General features: G+C 30.3%; 9 protein-coding genes. 7 read left to right on the top strand and 2 right to left on the bottom strand.

Annotated features, from left to right (window positions below):
- The first annotated feature begins 7 nt into the window (after positions 1-7).
- From HMPREF2580_RS10840 to HMPREF2580_RS10865, 6 genes are read left to right on the top strand one after another with little or no spacing between them, the layout of a single operon-like run.
- Entirely contained in the window at positions 8-4,210 is a 4,203-nt protein-coding gene (locus HMPREF2580_RS10840; RefSeq protein WP_070832960.1) for a condensation domain-containing protein, read from the top strand.
- Entirely contained in the window at positions 4,200-4,802 is a 603-nt protein-coding gene (locus HMPREF2580_RS10845; RefSeq protein ID WP_070832962.1) for a VOC family protein, read from the top strand. The genes HMPREF2580_RS10840 and HMPREF2580_RS10845 overlap by 11 nt, the downstream gene beginning before the upstream one ends.
- Before the next feature lie 23 nt (positions 4,803-4,825).
- Entirely contained in the window at positions 4,826-6,424 is a 1,599-nt protein-coding gene (locus HMPREF2580_RS10850) for an AMP-binding protein (RefSeq protein WP_070832965.1), read from the top strand.
- A 4-nt stretch (positions 6,425-6,428) separates the two neighbouring features.
- Positions 6,429-13,931, top strand: a complete 7,503-nt coding sequence (locus tag HMPREF2580_RS10855) for a non-ribosomal peptide synthetase (RefSeq protein ID WP_070832968.1) — start codon at positions 6,429-6,431, stop codon at positions 13,929-13,931.
- 1 nt (position 13,932) lies between these two features.
- Positions 13,933-14,709, top strand: coding sequence for a thioesterase II family protein (locus HMPREF2580_RS10860; protein WP_070832970.1), 777 nt, complete (start codon positions 13,933-13,935; stop codon positions 14,707-14,709).
- Entirely contained in the window at positions 14,699-15,724 is a 1,026-nt protein-coding gene (locus tag HMPREF2580_RS10865) for a methyltransferase (RefSeq protein ID WP_070832972.1), read from the top strand. The genes HMPREF2580_RS10860 and HMPREF2580_RS10865 overlap by 11 nt, the downstream gene beginning before the upstream one ends.
- Positions 15,725-15,839: 115 nt before the next feature.
- On the opposite strand, the gene HMPREF2580_RS10870 is transcribed toward HMPREF2580_RS10865, so the two are convergent.
- Both HMPREF2580_RS10870 and HMPREF2580_RS10875 read right to left on the bottom strand, forming a co-directional pair.
- Positions 15,840-16,538, bottom strand: a complete 699-nt coding sequence (locus tag HMPREF2580_RS10870; protein WP_002444920.1) for a response regulator transcription factor — start codon at positions 16,536-16,538, stop codon at positions 15,840-15,842.
- Positions 16,539-16,542: 4 nt separating this feature from the next.
- On the bottom strand, positions 16,543-19,188 hold the full coding sequence (locus HMPREF2580_RS10875; RefSeq protein WP_070832974.1) for a sensor histidine kinase: 2,646 nt from the start codon (positions 19,186-19,188) through the stop codon (positions 16,543-16,545).
- Positions 19,189-19,353: 165 nt separating this feature from the next.
- Here HMPREF2580_RS10875 and HMPREF2580_RS10880 point away from each other — a divergent pair, with 165 nt between their 5' ends.
- A complete protein-coding gene (locus tag HMPREF2580_RS10880; RefSeq protein ID WP_037541769.1) occupies positions 19,354-19,434 on the top strand; it encodes a potassium-transporting ATPase subunit F in 81 nt (26 codons plus the stop codon).
- Positions 19,435-19,438: the final 4 nt, after the last annotated feature.

A 19,438-nucleotide genomic window follows, 5' to 3' on the forward strand; every position in this document is an offset into this window, starting at 1 on the left:
ATGTGTTATGAATATTCAATCATTGTTAAAATCATTTACGGAAAAAGGAATTCTAATTTGGATAGATCAAGAAAAAGTTAAATATAGAGCTCCTAAAGGCATAATGAAACCTTCAGATATTCAAACATTGAAAGATAATAAGAATGAGATTATTACTTATTTAAACAGTAAGACTAAACTGAAACATGATGAAAAAAACAGATGTAAAGATTTCGATTTATCTGATATGCAAAAAGCTTATGCAATAGGAAGACAACCTCAACAAGAATTAGGCGGACTAGGTTGTAAAAGTTATACTGAAATAAAAATGCCTTTATTATCACCTGAAAAATTTGAAAGAAGTTGGCACAAATTAATACAAAACCATGATATATTACAAACTATTATTTCTGATGATTTAATGCATCAACATTATGAAATTAAAATGTATCCTAAACTTAAAGTAAATGATTACACAAATTTAGGAAGAGATCAGAAGAACTTTAAGTATTTAAATAAAAGAAATGAACTAAAAAGAATGCAATTTTCATTAGATAAATTTCCTTTACACCATTTTGAATTATCTATGTTTGAAAATTATACAATTATTCATTTTGTTGTAGATATGGTAATTGGAGACTTTATGAGTGTTCACAAAATGATTGATGAAATTATTGCAATTTATAATGATGAAGAAATTGAATATGAAGAATTATCCTTTCGAGATGTTGTAGTGTTTAATCAAGAAAAACTTAAAACTACTAATGAGGAAAGCTTATATTATAGAGATAAAAATTATTGGTTAGACAAAATAAAAGAAATGCCCTTACAACCAGAACTAACTGTAAATCCTGAAGCGTATAATACGGATCGACCTTCATTTACAAGATTCGATTTTAAATTAACAGGAGAAGAGTGGAAAAAGTTCAAAGCTAATTGTCATTCATTTAATGTGACGCCCTCTAACGCTGTTTTAACGATATATAAAGACTTGTTACAGAAGCGCTCACTCACTGATCAATTTGCGATTAATATTACTTTGATGAATCGATATCAGTTCAATGAAGATATTAGTAAAGTGATGGGTGATTTTACCTCAGTCAATGTTTTAGATACTACTACTAATAAAAGTAACTTTAAAGAACGAGCGCTACAAATACAAAATGAGTTATTGAATGATTTAGATCACAAAAGATTCAATGGAGTTGAGGTACTAAGAGAATTATCTAAATATCATGGCGAAAATATTATAATTCCTTTTGTTTATACCAGCACAATTGGTATGCCACACGATAATAAAGATAAATATGAAGTTATTTATGGAGTAAGTGAAACGCCTCAAGTATTAATAGATTGTCAGGTGTCCGAACAAAATAATACATTTACTTGTCACTTAGATATTCGTGATAATGCTTTCGATACGAAATTTATTAATGCATTTATTGATGAGTTTCAAATATTATTGCATGAGTATGCTAAAGATATAAAGCAATGGGAAAATGAAAGTTATTTTTGTTCGTTATCTGAAAAAAACATTGTAAATCATCACCACCACAAAATAAAAATAGAAGATATTGATAAGAGATTGTCTACGTTAAAATTAGTTGACCATTCTCACACGTTAAAAGTTAATAATGATAAAAACAAACATTTAAAAACATATATTGTGCCAAATTATGAATTTCAAGACGTTAAATTGAACGATTCTTTGAAAGCACACCTGCTAACAGCTAGTAAAAATGCTTTTGAAAATATTGATCAACAAAAATTCAACAAATGGAAAAACTTATCTGATTTAACTGCATTAACCGACATATTGAAAGTTTTCAGAAAAGTAGGTATATTCTGCGACGTTGGTGAATTTCTAATGATCAGAGACATTTTTAAAAAACTAGAAATTACAAGTAAATATCATATGATTGTTCGACGTTGGTTAAATGCTTTAGAAAAAGAACACTATATAGTATATAGAAAAAATGCTTATGCACTAACTTATTACGGGTCTAATCTAGTTTCTGAAAACGAAAAATATTGGAAAGAATTCGAAAGTATTGAGAATGAAATTGATTACAGTTCCACTATGTTCAATTATCAAAAAGATTCAAGCGATCAATTATTAGAACAAATTCAAGAAAAGGTAAATAGTTTAGAGTTGTTTTTCCCTCAAGGAAAAACTGACATTGCTATGGCAGCATATAATAAAAATATTATTAACAAAGGATTAAATGAGATAACTAAGAATGCAATAAAAAATATCTGTAATAAAAAATCAGGTGAAATAAGTATTTTAGAAGTCGGTGGTGGAGTTGCTGCTACTACAATTGAAGTACTACCTTCACTTGATAATTTTAAAATAAAATATGATTTCACTGATATATCTCAATATTTTTTGAGTCATGGTAAAGAAATTTTAAAGGAATATGATTATGTTAATTACCGACTATTTGATATTAATGAATCATACAAAAGTCAAGGTTTTAAAAAGCAGGCATATGACATTATTTTATGCCCTAATGTTTTACATAATTCTAAACATGCATTATTAGTGCTAAACCAATTAAATGAAATGCTTAAACCTAGAGGCTATTTAATTATGATTGAAGCTACACTAGAATCGTATGCTTTACTTACATCTTTAGAATTAAAAGGGGGATTAGATCACTTTTTAGATTCTAGAAGGCATTCTAATAATACCTTTTTCAATCGAGAAAGTTGGGAAACTATGCTAAAAGAAGCTCATTTTAATCCTTTAGTGATGCTTCCTGAGAGAAAAGAAAGTATCTATGAATGTGGACAGAGTGTGATTATAAGCCAATCTTTAAGTCCATCTTTAAAAAATATTGAAAATGATATTCAAGAAACTATTGAAAAATGGCCTAAATTTATGAAACCAGATTATTTGGAAGTAACTACTCAGCTACCGAAAAGTATAGAAGATAGGAATATATGGAAGTATTATATTGAAGAAAAAAACAATGAAAATTTTGAAGAAAAAACGATTATCAGACCGTCATATGACTTAGAAAAACAATTGTTAAAAATTTTAGAAAAAGTATTAGAACGAGAAGATATAGGAATTGAGGATAATTTTTATCAAATCGGTGGAGATTCGCTACTAGTTGCGAAATTGATTACTGAGATTCGAGAAAATGTATTAGAGGTGAAGGGACTTAGTTTCGAAACACTTATGAAGTTATTTACTAAAAATCCCACAGTTAGGGCTTTAGCAAGTCAGGTTGTAGATCAAAAAAAATATTCTTCTTCTGCGTATAAAGAAAAAATAATTCCTAATCATGTTAAGATTTTTCATCAAACTGTTCAGCAACCTAACCATATTAAAGCGCTATTCCATGCGGGTACGGGAAGATTACTTGATTACAATTATCTATTACCTTATTTATATGAATCATGCAATGAACAAGATGCTATATACGGTTTTGTTTATGGTGATGTTAATGATTATACGAGTATACAGCCAGATAAATTAGTACTTTCTTTAGCATGGAAATATGCCGAAACTTTAATGAATACTGGTGCTGAAGAATTTGAGTTATATGGTTATTGTGTAGGTGGTTTTATTGCTATAGAAACTGCCAGAATTCTTATAGAAAATGGCAAAAAAGTATTGCCAGTAAATATCATAAGCTCTCATCTTTGTTTACATGAGATTGCTAACCCATTATTAATGGAAGCAGCTTTTGCAAACATTATAGGTGCTGACATGAATGCGGTGGGTTATAAATTTGAATTTAATGATTTACAAGAAGCATTAAAGCATATTTTACAAGGTGAAACTAGAGATATATTAAATCAAGAGTTATTCGAATTAAAAGGCTCTTACAGCGATGTTGGTTTATCTTTTAAAGCGTTATCAAAGCTATCCCAAATAGATAGACTAATGCGTATTTATAATAGTATCCCTAATCAAGAATTTAATGGTACGAATAATTCATTCGAAAAATTACAAGATTTATATCAAGTGTTTAACCAAACATATTTAGGAATGATTCATTACAGTCCAGAGCCATTTTTAGGCGACATTCGTGTATTTAATCCTATTGAAACCCTAAATAATTTTTATCCAAAAACTAAAAAAGATATAACTTGGAACGATTTTGTATTTGGAGATATTAATGAAAAAGATATTCAAGGTAACCATGCATCGTGCGTAGAATTTGAGTATGTGCAAAGTTTAGCAAATGCTTTGGAGGTCAAAAGTCATGAAAATTAGTCACGTTTTATATAAAGTGAACAATTTGGAAGATACTGTCTCACAATTTAGGAATCAAGGATTTACCGTTGAATATGGTAAAAAAGACAAACCGTATAATGCTTTAATTTATTTTGAAGAAGGACCATACATAGAATTAATTCAACGTATGTATATGCCTATTATTGTTCAAAAAATACTTCCTTTATTTGGCAAAAGAAAATTTGTAGAAGGTTTGTTAGCGCAGAACAATGCACAAGAAGGTTATATCAGAATCGCTTTTGAAACAACTACGGATAAATTTTCACATTTTAAAAGTATATTTCGTGAAAAACAATTTAAAACTATTAAGGTTCCAGTAAAGCGAAACGATATTTATGGATATAAATTGCAGTGTAAGTGTTTGTTCCCATTTGATGCAAATGTGCCTTTTATTAAGTCACCGTTTAAAACAAAAAGGAATTTATCCTGCAATCATGCGAATGGCATTAAAGGCATAAAAAAAATTAGATATAAAACAAATAGTAAATATTTAGAAATAGTTCAACTTTTAAATACTGATTCAATATTAGAAGTTGAAGAAGGTAAATTTAAAATAGATGTTGAATTTTAATAGAAAAAATGGGAGATGAGTATATGAATTTAAGAGCACATTTTGATGGTTATAAGTCCGCCAATATTTTAAAGAATGAAACATTAATAGAAAATCTTTATAAGCAAGTTGAAATTAGACCGAATAAAACTGCAGTTATTGATAAAAATCAAAAATTGACTTACAAAGAGTTATTCGAAAAGGTTAAAACTTTTGCTAAAGTATTTCAAAATATTCCTTTATCTAAAAAAGACCGCGTTATGATACAACTTCCTAATAGTATTGAATTTATAGCAGTATTGTTTGCTTGTAATTTATTAGAGTTAGAACCTGTTTTAATGTTACCTACACATCGCCATTCAGAAATAACAACGATAGCACAAATATTAAAGCCTAAGGTTTACGTTGGTACTACAAATTACTTAGGTTTTAACTTTTGTGAAATGGTAGAGGAAAATTTAGATTCTTTAGATTTTATAGATTGTATTGTTGCAGATAAAGATTTTAAATCTACAGAAGTAAGTTATTTAAATTTAGATGATTATAAGTTTGAAAATTATGATTTGAATGCACCAAAATCTTTTGGAGGAAGTATAGGCGCATACATTCTAACAGGTGGCACCACGTCAATGCCTAAAATTATACCAAAAATAAACGAAGCATATGTCTACAATATTAAGAAGGCAATTGAACGTTGTCACTTTAATGAAGGTACTATTTATTTAGCAGTTCTATCTATAGCACACGACTATCCATTAGCAAACCCAGGAGTGTTAGGTACGTTGTTTTCTGGAGGAACAGTTATTTTTGCTGAAACAACCAGCTTTGATGAAGCATTTCATTGGATTAATAAGGAAAGGGTTAATACTACTTCAGTAGTTCCAGCAGTAATCGAGATGTGGGCCGAAAACTATGATTGGTTTCCAGGTGATTTAACATCGCTTAAGCATGTTTTAATTGGAGCTGCTCAAATTGATATTGAAAAGTTATCTAAAATTGAAAAACAATTTGGTGTAACAATACAACAAGGTTATGGACTTGGAGAAGGAATTACCTGTTTTACACAGTTAAATGATCCCCCTGAGATACGATTAGGTACACAAGGAAAACCTATTTCTGAACATGATGAAATAAAAATTATTGATAGTAATAGAAAATTGCTAAATCCATTAGAAATAGGGGAAATCGCTGAAAAAGGCCCTTATACTTTTAAAGGTTACTTTGCCAATCAGAACTTAAATAGCAAAGTTTTTACTAAAGATGGATATTTTTTAACTGGGGATTTAGGTTACATTGATTTAACTGGAAATTTGGTTATAGCGGGACGAGTCGATGATCAAATAAATCGTTTAGGTGAGAATATATTACCAAAGGAAGTTGAAGCAATTTTAAAGGAATATAAATATATTAAAAATTGTGCTGTTTTAGGTGTTGATGATGAAGAATTAGGTCAAAAAACGTGTGCTTGTATTGAGAAAACAGACCACTTATTTACAATTCAAGATTTAAGAGATTTCTTTGAGGATAAAGGAGTTGCACGATTTAAAGTACCTGATGAAATCTATTTTGTTGATAAACTGCCATATTCAAATATTGGGAAAATAGATAAGAAAAAATTATCTGAAATATTTAATAAGGACTGATTAGATGTTGACAAAAGAAACGATAAAAGCTGAGTTAAAGAATGAGATAAACACACTTTTTAACAATCAAGTTAAAATTGAAGAAGATGCTTCGCTGATAAAATTAGGTTTAGAATCTTTGCAAGTAATGAAAATACTTTCAAGATGGATGAAAGCAGGATATGATATTTCTTTTTCCGATATGATGAGCAATCCCACGATTGATTGTTGGAGTGAGATTATATTTGAAAGTCAAAGAAAGACTAAAAAAGAAATAGATAAACCTAATATCGATTCTTCGAAACCTTTTGAATTAACTGATGTTCAATACGCATATTGGATTGGTAGAAATAGAAATGAACCATTAGGTGGCATAGGGTGTCACGGCTACTTAGAAATTGATACAGGATTACTTGATTTAGATAAATTAGATAAGGCATGGAAAAGGTTATTTGAACTACATCCTATGCTTAAAGCAAGATTTACTGAAGAGGGTTTACAGCAAATTTTGGATGAACCATATTATAAAAATGTTCTAGTTCATGATTATAGAAACCAATTAGATATTCAAAAACTAATAAATAATTTAAGAACCAAATTTTCACATCGTATGATGCAAATAGATAAAGGTGAAGTCGTATGTCTACAATATGTAATAATAGATAATTATAAAGCTAAGTTGATTTTTGACATTGACTTATTAGTTTGCGATGTTCATAGTTTTAAAATAATTTTAAATGATTTAGCATGTGCATATCTTGATATAAACAGTGATCAGTTACATAAAGAGTATTGGCATTTTTCAGAATATTTGGCGTATCAAACTAAGCAAAAAGAGCAAATAGAAAAAGAAGCAAAGCAATATTGGGAAAAAGAAATTGATGAAATTCCAGAACCACCAAAACTGCCATATTTAAAAGAGTTTAATTGTGTTAGTTCACCTACATTTAAGCGTCGATCAATGTCGTTAAATCAAAAGCAGTTAGAAAAATTAAAAGAACTATCTAAAAAAGCTGATGTTACTCTATCTATGATCATGCTTACTCTCTATGCGCGAACAATTGCTAAGTGGAGCCAAAATAAGTCATTTATATTAAATATTCCGGTGTTTGATAGAGACCCAAATATTGATATAAAAAATAATGTAGCAGATTTTACTAATATTTTATTATTAGATATTGATATGAGATATTCTACTACTTTAACCGAAGATGCGAAAAGGATTCAAAAACAGTTTCATCGTAGAATGAAATATATAGATTATTCAGGAATTAAAGTTATTAGAGATTTACAAAAGCAGCGTGGAAAGCAGTTTCTGTCTCCAATTGTTTTTTCAAGTAATTTAGGAGAAGACTTACTCAACGATACTTTTATTAAAACATTTGGCGATATTTCATATATGATTTCTCAAACACCACAAGCATGTCTAGATTTTCAATTATTTAATAAATCAGAAGGTTTGTATATTGTTTGGGATAGTATTGATGAGTTGTTTCCTCAAGGATTATTAGACGATATGTTCTTATATTTTGAACAGGAGATTAATTATTGTTTGAACAACGAATTTATTAAAAGTGATAATCATTACACACTAGGAATGGAAAGACGACAAAATAAGATTAAAGAATTTATTATTAATCAACGAAGTGATTCAACGCTGATAGAGTTATTTATGGACACAGTTAAAAACCATCCTCAAAATTACGCTCTTATAAATGGTGTGACTGATGAAAAGACAACTTATAAAATGCTAAAAGAACGAGTTTTACAAATAGCAGCAGCTTTACAAAAACAAGGATTACAACCAGGAAAAAGTGTGGCAGTTGATCTTCCTAAAGGAGTGGACTTCGTTGCTTCGATATTAGCTATTATGCTTAATGGAAGTAGTTATGTACCGATTGGACAACATCAACCTATACAACGAATAGAGAGAATACTGAGTCATGAGCATATTACGCATGTCATTTGCTATTCCACAAAGTACAATAGAAAAGATTTTGATGAGAAAACCATAATTAATATTAAAAATATAAATTCTTCATATAAAAATTTTTCTGTTATGCCTCCTAAGTCCTCTGATACAGCTTACATCATTTTCACTTCAGGAAGTACAGGCGAGCCTAAAGGAGTGGAAATTACACATGAACAAGTATTGAATACCTTATATTCGGTTCAAGATAAATGCAATCTAAGTTGCGAAGATATTGTAATGAATGTTTCGCAATTTGATTTTGATTTATCAGTGTTTGACATTTTCAGCCCACTGATACAAGGAGCAACCATGTGCTATGTAAATGAAGATTATTGGAGAGATGGTAATAAATGGTTGGAAATAATACAAAAATATCCTATTACAATTTGGAATTCTGTACCTACACTTTTTCAAATGTTATTGGAAAATATGGAGTATTATAAAGTAATTGATATTGATATGAAGTATGTATTATTGTCTGGGGATTGGATTGATGTAGGTTTGCCTAAACGTATGAAAAAAGTTTTTCAAAATAGCAAAATGATAGCTATGGGCGGAGCGACTGAAGCATCTATTTGGTCAAACTATGTTGAAATAGTTGATAGAGTTCCTGACAGTTGGATGACTATTCCATATGGAAAGCCTTTACCAAATCAGTTATATAGAATTGTAAATAATAAAGGTAAAGATGTGAATGATTACGAAGTTGGAGAGTTATGGATTGGTGGAATTAGTGTAGCTAAGGGCTACTATGATATGCCCAATTTAACGAATCAACGGTTTGTAATGAAAGATGGATTAAGATGGTATAAAACAGGTGATAAAGGAAGATTTTGGCGGGATGATACTATTGAATTTTTAGGTAGGATGGACTATCAAATATCATTAAGAGGACATAGAATAGAGCCAGAAGAAATTGACTCTACTTTAAGAAGTATTAGAGGTATTGATCAGTCTATAACTGTATCCAGCAAAATAAATGAGAAGCACCAATTAAGTAGTTTTATAACATTGGAAATGGGCGAATTATTACAAAATTCAATAGTTGATAGAGTAGCTTCTTTTAAACCCTATCAAATACAAAACTTTATCAATAATATCCCTTTTGATGTTAATAGTTATAAAGCTGTCACACAAGTGATGGATATGTTATTAAAAAAATATTTAAAAAGCTTACTCAATGACATAGAAAAATCCAAGGTATTGCCCCAATATAATGAATTGGTCAATAAATGGATAGACATATACCGTACTATTAGTTTTGATGATAAAAAAATTTTAAAAACTAATAAAGGTTTATTAAATAAAATCAATGATGTGATTTTGCCATTTAAAGAAAATGCATTAAGTATTGTTTATGGTGATAAAGAAGCAACAGACTTACTAATTGATGAAAAGTTGCCTCAAATGTATACGCTATTAAATTTACTTGAAACTGGAAAGTGGATAAATGAAACAGTTGTTGCAGTTTTTAACCAATTAGTATCTCGAGAAAATAATAAAAAATCGATATTAGTCTATGGCAATCAAGGGCTACAGACCATGATGCAAATGATTAATGATACACAAAATAATTGGACTTATGTTGATTCTAGTTTATTTTATTTGAACAAACTTGAGAACCAAATAAAAGAGAAAATTGTCTGCCAAGTAGATACGTTAGATTTGAAAAAAGTAGCGAGAGATAAAAAATTTGATGTAATTATTTTAAACAACGAATTACATAGAGTAGAAAATTTAGATTATATATTAAAGTGTCTTAAAAATTCGTTAAAACCTGGGGGCATTATAATTGTTTCAGAACTAACAAAGACACTTAATATACAATATTTAACAACTATTTTATTAAATGATTTTAGAATTAATAAATCATTAGATCTTTTGTTAGATAATAAAGAATGGATAGAAAAATTTGAAAACAGTCCATTATACTTAAGAGGTGTTGTTACTGACCAAAATGGAATAGGTGGAGGTTATATTTATATACTACAAAATGAGGAAGCGTATAGTTTAAATGATGAAAATTTAAAACATGAGCTTGAATCAAAATTACCTTATTATATGATTCCAACAAATATTTTCCAACTGGATAACTTACCAATTACTTTTAACGGTAAGATAAATCGCTCTAATTTAATGTCTCATATTGATAATGAAACTAACAAAGATGCTTTAATTCAAGAAGAACGTCAAAAAAACATGTTTGAAATAAGACTTTCAAAAATTTGGGAAAAGTTATTGAATAAATCTCCAATATTAAAAGATGACTTTTTTCAATTAGGTGGAGATTCATTATTAGCGACACAACTGCGAAATGAAATCCAAAGTGAATTTAATATCACTTTAAATCTTGAAGAAATATTTAATTATCATAATTTAAAGCAAATGGCAGAAATCATAGAGAGAAAGAGTTTAAATCGTCATAAAACAGAAATTATTAATATAATTGATCAAAATTTATACGAGCCTTTCCCTTTAACAGAAGTTCAACAAGCCTATATTTTAGGTAGAAACAATGCCTTTGAATATAGTGATGTCACAAGCCATTGTTATTTTGAATTAGAGACAGATAGATTGGATAAGAAAAGATTAGAATTAGCTTGGAATAAATTAATAAAAAAACACCTAAGTTTAAGAACAGTGATACGAAAAGATAATTTATCTCAAATAGTATTAGAACATGTAGAACCGTATCATATAGAATATTTTGACTTTACGCATAAATTGAATATTGAAGATGAAATATTTAAAGTTAGAGAACAATTAGAACATCAAAATTTCAATCCATATCAATGGCCCTCGTTTGATATTAAATATCTAGACTTACCTAAAAAACAAGGTAGGATATGTATTAGTTTTGATAATCTATTTTTTGATGGATATAGTATGTTTCAATTATTCCGTGAATGGCAACATTTTTATACTAATCCTAATGATACAGTACAATTTAATGAGTCGACTTTTAGATCTTATGTATTATCTCAAGAAGAATATAAAAAAACAGATATTTATAAAAAGGATTTGGCTTATTGGAAAGAAAAACTGCCATGCATACATGAAAAACCTGACTTAAATATAAATCATAAAATAAAAACGCATCGTTTTAATAGAAATTATAAATTATTAAATAAGCTTTCTTGGTCAAAAATTAAAGATAATGCTAAATATTATGGTGTAACTCCAGCTAGTATATTAATGTCAGTTTACGCAGAAACTTTAGCAAGATGGAGTAAATCACAAAAATTCACGATAAATTTAACTCGTTTTGAACGATTACCTTTTTGTAAAGATGTAGACAATTTAATTGGAGATTTTACAACTTTAACCTTACTGCCTGTAGATGTGACACAGGGGAAATCATTTATTGAGAGGACTATAAATGTTCAAACTGAATTAAGAGAAGTGATATCGCATACTAGTGTTAGTGGTGTGACAGTGCAACGTTTGATGAGTAAAAAAAATAACTCGCAAGTATCAATGCCTGTAGTTTTTACAAGTGGTCTAGGTGTAAATAACAATAAAAACCATGAATCTATAGGACGAATAAAGTATGGATTGTCTCAGACGCCACAAGTTTGGATGGATTTACAAGTATTTGAAGATGAACAAGGGTTAAATATTTCATTGGATAGCATCAAAGGTTTATTCGAACCAGGAATGATTGATGATATGTTTGAATCATATTATCAAACATTAGAACAACTAAGTGAAAACAGAGAAATTTGGGAATCAGAACAATCTAACATAATCAAATTAACTCCGTCCTCTCATGGTATTAAGAAATGCAAGAAGCATAGATTAGAATTTTTAGGTCACACATTGCTAGAAGGGTTTGATTACCAGGTTAAGAGGAAACCAAATCAAATTGCAGTGATTGATCAACATAGAAAACTCACTTATAAAGAGATTGACTTATATGCTAATGGAGTAGCTCAGAAGTTAAAAGATTCGGGGATTGTAAAAAGAGACGTAGTAGCAATAATTTCAGATCAGACTTATGCACAAATTGTTGCAATTATTGCTACGTTAAAAATAGGAGCTATATTTGTACCCCTAAGCAAAGAGCATCCTTTAACACGTAATCAAAAGATCACCAAACAAGCTAAGATCAAATGTATCATCGCTAATGAAGATTTTCAAGATGACACGTATGCAGACGTACCTGTTGTTCGTTTTAATCATAATAGATTAGAGCATATTACTACAAATACTATTAAACCTGATGATATTGCTTATATTATATATACTTCAGGAACTACTGGAACACCTAAAGGTGTAGCGATACAGCACTCGTCAGTAATGAACACGATTTTAGCTGTTAATGAAAAAATAAAGGCTAAATCTAAAGATAAGACTATCATGATATCACAAATGACGTTTGATTTAGCTATATATGACATTTTTAGTATGTTTCAAGTTGGGGGTAGTGTGGTCCTTTTAAGTGAAAAAGATCGGTTGAATCCTGAAAAAATAACTCAGATTGTAGAAACTCATAAAGTTACAATTTGGAATTCTGTACCAGCCTTATTTAAGCTCTTTTTGGATTATATAGAAAAACTTGATCAACGTACTTTAAGTATAAAAAAAGTTCTTTTAAGTGGAGACTGGATTCATAAAAATTTATATAAAGTAGCCAAAGAAGTACTTAACCCTCAATTAATATTTTATGGATTAGGAGGGGCTACAGAGGCTTCTATTTGGTCAAATAGTTTTGATTTAGCATTATTAAAAGAATCGGATAGTTCTGTTCCATATGGGCACCCCCTTGCTAATCAACGTATGTATATATTAAATTCGCAATTAAATGAATGTCCAATAGGAGTTATAGGTGATTTATATATTGCTGGCGAAGGTTTAGCGGAATGTTATTGGAACGATGCTACTAAAACAAAACACTCATTCTTTTTCCATTCTAAGTTAAATGAACGTCTTTATAAAACGGGAGATACTGCTATGGTAAGACATGATGGACAAATTATCTTTATGGGACGAGAAGATAACCAAGTTAAATTAAATGGATACAGAATAGAATTAGGTGAAATAGAACAAAGTTTAAAACAAATTACTGAGATTAAAGACGCATTGGTACTCTTGGATAATCAGCTAATTGCTTTCTATATTTTAAAAGAACCAGTTGAAAGAGAGTATATAGAGAATGAATTAAGAAAAAAATTACCATCATACATGATTCCAAAAATATATCATAAAATTATTAAGTTTCCTCTTACAATAAATGGAAAAGTTGATTGCAAAAGATTACTTAAAGACGTTAAAGCAACAAATAATATAGAAGTTAAGAGAGAGTTTAATGATTTAGATAAAAAACTTAAAAATATGATGGTAAGACTACTTAAAATTAAAGATATTAAATTAGGTGATGACTTCTTTAAATTAGGAGGAGATTCATTAAAGGCACTCCAATTGATTCAATTAATAAAAGAAGAATTATCTATAAACTTAACATTGAAAGAATTGTTTAATCATCCTAAGTTATATGAGCTATCTAATTATATCAAAGATAATATACAATCTGAGGTAGAGGAAGGTGAAATTTAATATGGACAATATTTTTAGTCCGATGTTTCCATATTTAGAAAAAAAGCACCTTTCTAGTAAATACAAGATATTTTGTTTTAGTCATGCTGGAGGATCAGCGTCACGTTTCTTACCATGGATGAAACAAATGAAGAATATAACAGTTATTCCAATTGAGCTTCCAGGTAAAAATACTCGTATGAAAGAAGAATTACCTACAGATTTGTGGGAAGTTGTAGATGATGTCGCAAGAAATATTGTTGATTTAGTAGACTATCAAGATAAAATTTTCATCTATGGTCATAGCTTTGGAGCTTTATTAGCATTTTACGTTACGTACCAACTTGAAAATGAATATGGTATTGAGATTGCAAAATTGATTGTGGCAGCTCGGCAAAGTGTTAATGTAGATAAAAAAGAATCTTACAATACAACTATGGGAGATGAAGAGTTAATAAAAGAATTGGAAGAATACGGAGGCACTCCAGAACTATTTTGGCAATCTAGAGAGTTACAAAAAATATATTTACCTATAATTAAAAGTGATTATAAATTAAATGAGCAACATGTTTATCATGATGAACACATAAATGCGAGTATATTAGCACATATTGGTAATCAAGATAGAGATATAACAATAGCAGATATTAAGTGCTGGAATGATGTTACAAAAGGAAATTTTGAATACGAAGTATTTGAAGGTAATCATTTTTTCCCTTTTAAAACTTCTTCATCGTACTATTTGTCATTAGAAACTAAATTATATAGTACGGAAGGAGGTACGAAGGGTGAACACTAATCAAATAACTATTATGAAAATGATACAGGGCTTTTCTTTGTCAGCTTTATTATATAATGCATGTAAACTTCATCTATTTGATGAAATAAACCTTAAACGGCATACTAGAAGTACATTAGCAAAGCAATTAAATATTAGTAAGAATAGGATTAATTTGATTCTAATACCACTTATTGCTAAGCATTTTATAGTTGAAAAGAAAGAAATTTTAATGTTGACACCTTTAGGTGAGGAGCTAATTGGTAATGATAAAAAGAACACGCTTTATTCTTATATTATGTTCTCTGGACAAATTTCGATGCCCACATGGTTAGAATTAAGTGAAGGATTACAAAAAGATATACCTCCATTTGAATTGAAAAATGATAGTAAGTTTTTTGAAAAGATAGAAGAAGAACATCACTTACAAATGTTATTTAGAACAATGATGGGGAATTACACTAATTCTTATAATATACAAAACTGGTTAGAAAAATTTGATTATGAATTTCCTTATAACTTCGTCGATATTGGCGGTGGTACGGGTGAATTCTCAAATAAATTACTAAGCTATTTCGTAAGTTCTAAAAGTTTAATTCTAGATTTGAATAGTGTAAATAATAATTTAAATTTGAGGAAAAGCAAAAGTTTCTATGACAGGATAAACTTCAAAGTTCAAAATTTCTTTGAGCCCTATAAGGTAAGAGGAGATATATTTATATTGGCAAAGGTTTTGCATGATTGGAATGATAAGCAAGCAATAAAAATATTAAATAATGTCATTTCTAATATGTCTATTTCAAGCCATATTTGGATAATAGAAACAATCTTACCAAATGGTTCCATTGAAGATAATTATGATGAATACATGAACGCTTTGAACATATGGGCATTATGTGGAGGGAAGGAAAGAAATTATAACGAATTTGAAGAGCTTCTAAGTCAATTGAATCTTCAGATTGTTGAACTTCATAATATTCAAAATAACGAGTATTTGATTGATGTTACTCTGAATGTGACTGAAGGTGAAATATAAAGTGATAGTAAAAGCTTATCGATAAAGTAAAATTAATTCATTGACAGATTTTGCTTTCAATACATTAAAAATACCGGACTTATAAGAGTTATTCTTTTAAGTCCGGTTTTTAATATCACCCTAAATGTTGCATTTGATATCCGATTCTCGGATGGGTGATGATCAGTTTTTTATCCATACCATCAATGTTTTCACTATAATTTAATTTCTTACGTAACGACGCCATGTGCACACGTAATGAAGCCATTTCGCACTTATTGACGTATCCGAACAATGATTTTAATAAAATCTGATATGTTAACACTTTCCCAACGTGACGACTTAAGATTTCCAACAATTGAAACTCATTAGGGGTTAAATGAATAGACTGTCCCATGATATAAACAGACTTGCCGTTAAAATCAATCGTCAACGGACCATTTTCAAAGTTATTCTGCTCTGTATCAATCTTTCTCGAGACGCGTAGCGCAACTCTAATACGTGCTTGTAATTCATCAATATTAAAGGGCTTAGTCATATAATCATTTGCACCACAATCTAATGCTTTCACAATGGTTTCTTCTTCTGTGCGTGCACTAATGACAATAATAGGCGTATCAACGCATTCTCTAAGCTGCTGAATTAAGGATAATCCATCGATGTCAGGTAAGCCGAGATCAAGTAAAATAATATCTGGATGCTCTGTTCTGATGCGGAATTCCGCTTCTCTGCCATTTTTAGCTTTAATGACTTTATAATAATTCATTGTTAATGCAACATCGATTAAATGTAAAATCGCTTCATCATCTTCAACGACTAAAAGTGTAGATTTCATAACCTCACCCTTCCATTTCTATTTTCTCTATGTCTAAATAAAAATAAAATATACTACCCTGCGGATGATTCGGTCGGTATTCCAATTGACTGTGATGTTGTTTCAATATTAATTGTACTAAGTATAATCCTAACCCTAAACTGTCTTTTTTATTATCTTTAAAATAATCTCCTGAATAATAAGGATTAAAGATTAAACGTCGTTCTTCTTCGGGAACACCCTTTCCACAATCAACCATTTCAAATCGTACTTTCGAACGTTGTTCATGTACACGTAGCGTAATGTCTGAACGTGATTCAGCATGCTTTAAAGCATTATCGACCAAGTTAAATAATACTTGTAGAATCAATTTACTGTCGATATGGACCAACGCCAAAGTACCGTCATCTTCAATATTTACTTTTTGGTTTTGATGTCTACGCACAAGTCCTTCCTTAAATTCTTCTAATAATTCTTCTATCAAATAGGAAGTACGTTTGATTTGAATATCTGAGCGCTCTAACTTAGTTAAAGATAAGATGTTAGTGACGAGTGTATACAGATATTGGGCTTCCTCGTAAGAAGCGGTTAACAAATGTGCGTGTTCTTTTTTATCCAAGCCTTCGCAATGATATTTCAATACATCTAAATTTCCGATAATAGATGTTAAAGGTGTTCTAATATCATGCGAAATAGAATGTAAGAAGTTAGAACGTGTGGCCTCCCTTTCCGCTAATAGCATTGATTGTCTTGTTTGTTTCAGTAGGTCTACATTTTCCACAGCGAGCGTAATATCGTTCAACATTGAATCTAAGATAGAACTGTCGTACGTATCGATGAAATCTTCATCCGTGAACTGAATTGAAATGATGCCCTTAACCGGCTTGGTACCAATTGGAATACATAGATATTTACTACCGGGGAAGGTATCGGTAAGTCTTCCCGCACGGCTTTCATTCTCAATGACCCAACTTAATGTCTCAGCATCGTCAGTCCCGTGGTTATTCGAGATGGTTCTATTTCCAAATGAAGAGGATTTAATCACCTTCTTAGACTCCACGAGGAAGACGGTAACATCTTGATTTAACAGTTGATGAATTTGTTCACCGGCAATTGTCAGTAACCTCATGATAGAATATGATTCCTTAATCGACTGGTTGAATTGCAACATAATATCCGTACGATATAACTGCCGTTCCGTTAATGAATGTTGATATTTTAAATTTTTCAATATGGCACTCGTGAAAATGCTGGCAAAAATACTTGTCACAAACGTAATTGGATATTCGAAACGATACATTTCAAGCGTAAACCTTGGCACAGTAAAGAAATAGTTAAAGACAAAGACATTCAGAATCGACGCAAAGAATCCGATGAGATAGGATTGCGTCCAAATAGATAGCACAATAATGCCGATAAAGAATATGAGTAAGATAATCGCACTCGATTCGTTCTTATCCATTTTATAAATCCAGATTCCAAGGACTACACATAAAGATTGAATAATTAACATTTTGACAATATCTACAGATAACGTAAGTTGATAAGGTTGTTTATCCATCTTTTGCTTACGGTCTTGTTTGTCTGAATAAATTTTATGGATCGGAACAATCTCTAATTTGAAATGGTGCGGGGTATGATTGATTTGTTCGATAAGCGACTTCTTAAAATACTCTTTCCATCGTGGCCGTTCTGACTGCCCGAGTACTAACTTGGTAACAAAAGCCTTGTCACACCAATGGATTAAGGTTTTCGCGATATCCTGTGCATACAGTACTTTGATTTCAGCACCTAGTGATTTTGCGAGCATGAGATTTTTATGGACATAGTGGTCTTGAAGTCTACTCTCAGAACGCGTTTCAAATGTGTCGATATACACCGCAGTAAATTTCGCATGTTCTTTATAAGCTGCACGTCTTGCTTCACGAATCACACGTTCGTTATAAATGCTACCACTCACAGCTACTGCAATATGAGGCGTGATATCCGTATGTTTCGTTTTATACTGTTGCTCTTTTTGACTCATGATATCCGCCACAGTTCTTAGCGTAAGTTCACGTAACTCAGTCAGATTCTCATATGTGAAAAAGTTGGAAAAAGCAGTATCTAAACGTTCCTTTTTATAAACCTTTCCAGCTTTCAACCGTTGAATCAACATATTCGGTGAAATATCCACAACTTCGTACGCATCTGCAGACATAATAAATTGATCTGGTACACGCTCTGTGACTTGAATACCTGTCATTAAAGCAATTTGGCCACTTAAACTTTCAATATGTTGAATATTAAGCGTTGTCCAAACATCAATGCCATGAGATAAAATTTCTTCAATATCCATATAACGCTTCAAATGACGTTTCTTAGAAATGTTGGTATGTGCCAATTCATCAATAAGGACGACATCAGGATGTACTTCTACAATCTGCTCAACATCTATATAGTGAAATTGATGACTGCCAAATCTTCGACTAGATGGCTCAATTTCTGGCAATTGTTTCGCAAGTGCATCTGTCTCGGGACGTTGATGGGGTTCAATATACCCAATCTTAATATCTGCCCCTTCTTTATAAAGATCAATGCCGTTCGACAACATTTCATATGTCTTACCGACTCCGGGGCTATAGCCTAAATAAATGGTGAGTTTGCCTCTTTTTTTATATGAACTTTCCATCTGCCAACACCTCTTAACTACATCTTAATTAAGATTATTATAATTATCCATTTTTATTTTAATTTTATACCTCATCTTTATATTTTCTTAATAACTTTGTTCAAATGTTAATACTTTGATTATATCGCTCTTGCTAAGATGACCATGAAAGTGAGGAGGAGCACAATGATTACATTATTAGCCTTCGTGGTCATCGGATTAATTCTATTCCTATTTTATGCATTACTTTGGAGTGAAAAATTCTAATAGC

The sequence above is a fragment of the Staphylococcus sp. HMSC036D05 genome (genome assembly GCF_001836225.1).
Taxonomy (GTDB): domain Bacteria; phylum Bacillota; class Bacilli; order Staphylococcales; family Staphylococcaceae; genus Staphylococcus; species Staphylococcus caprae.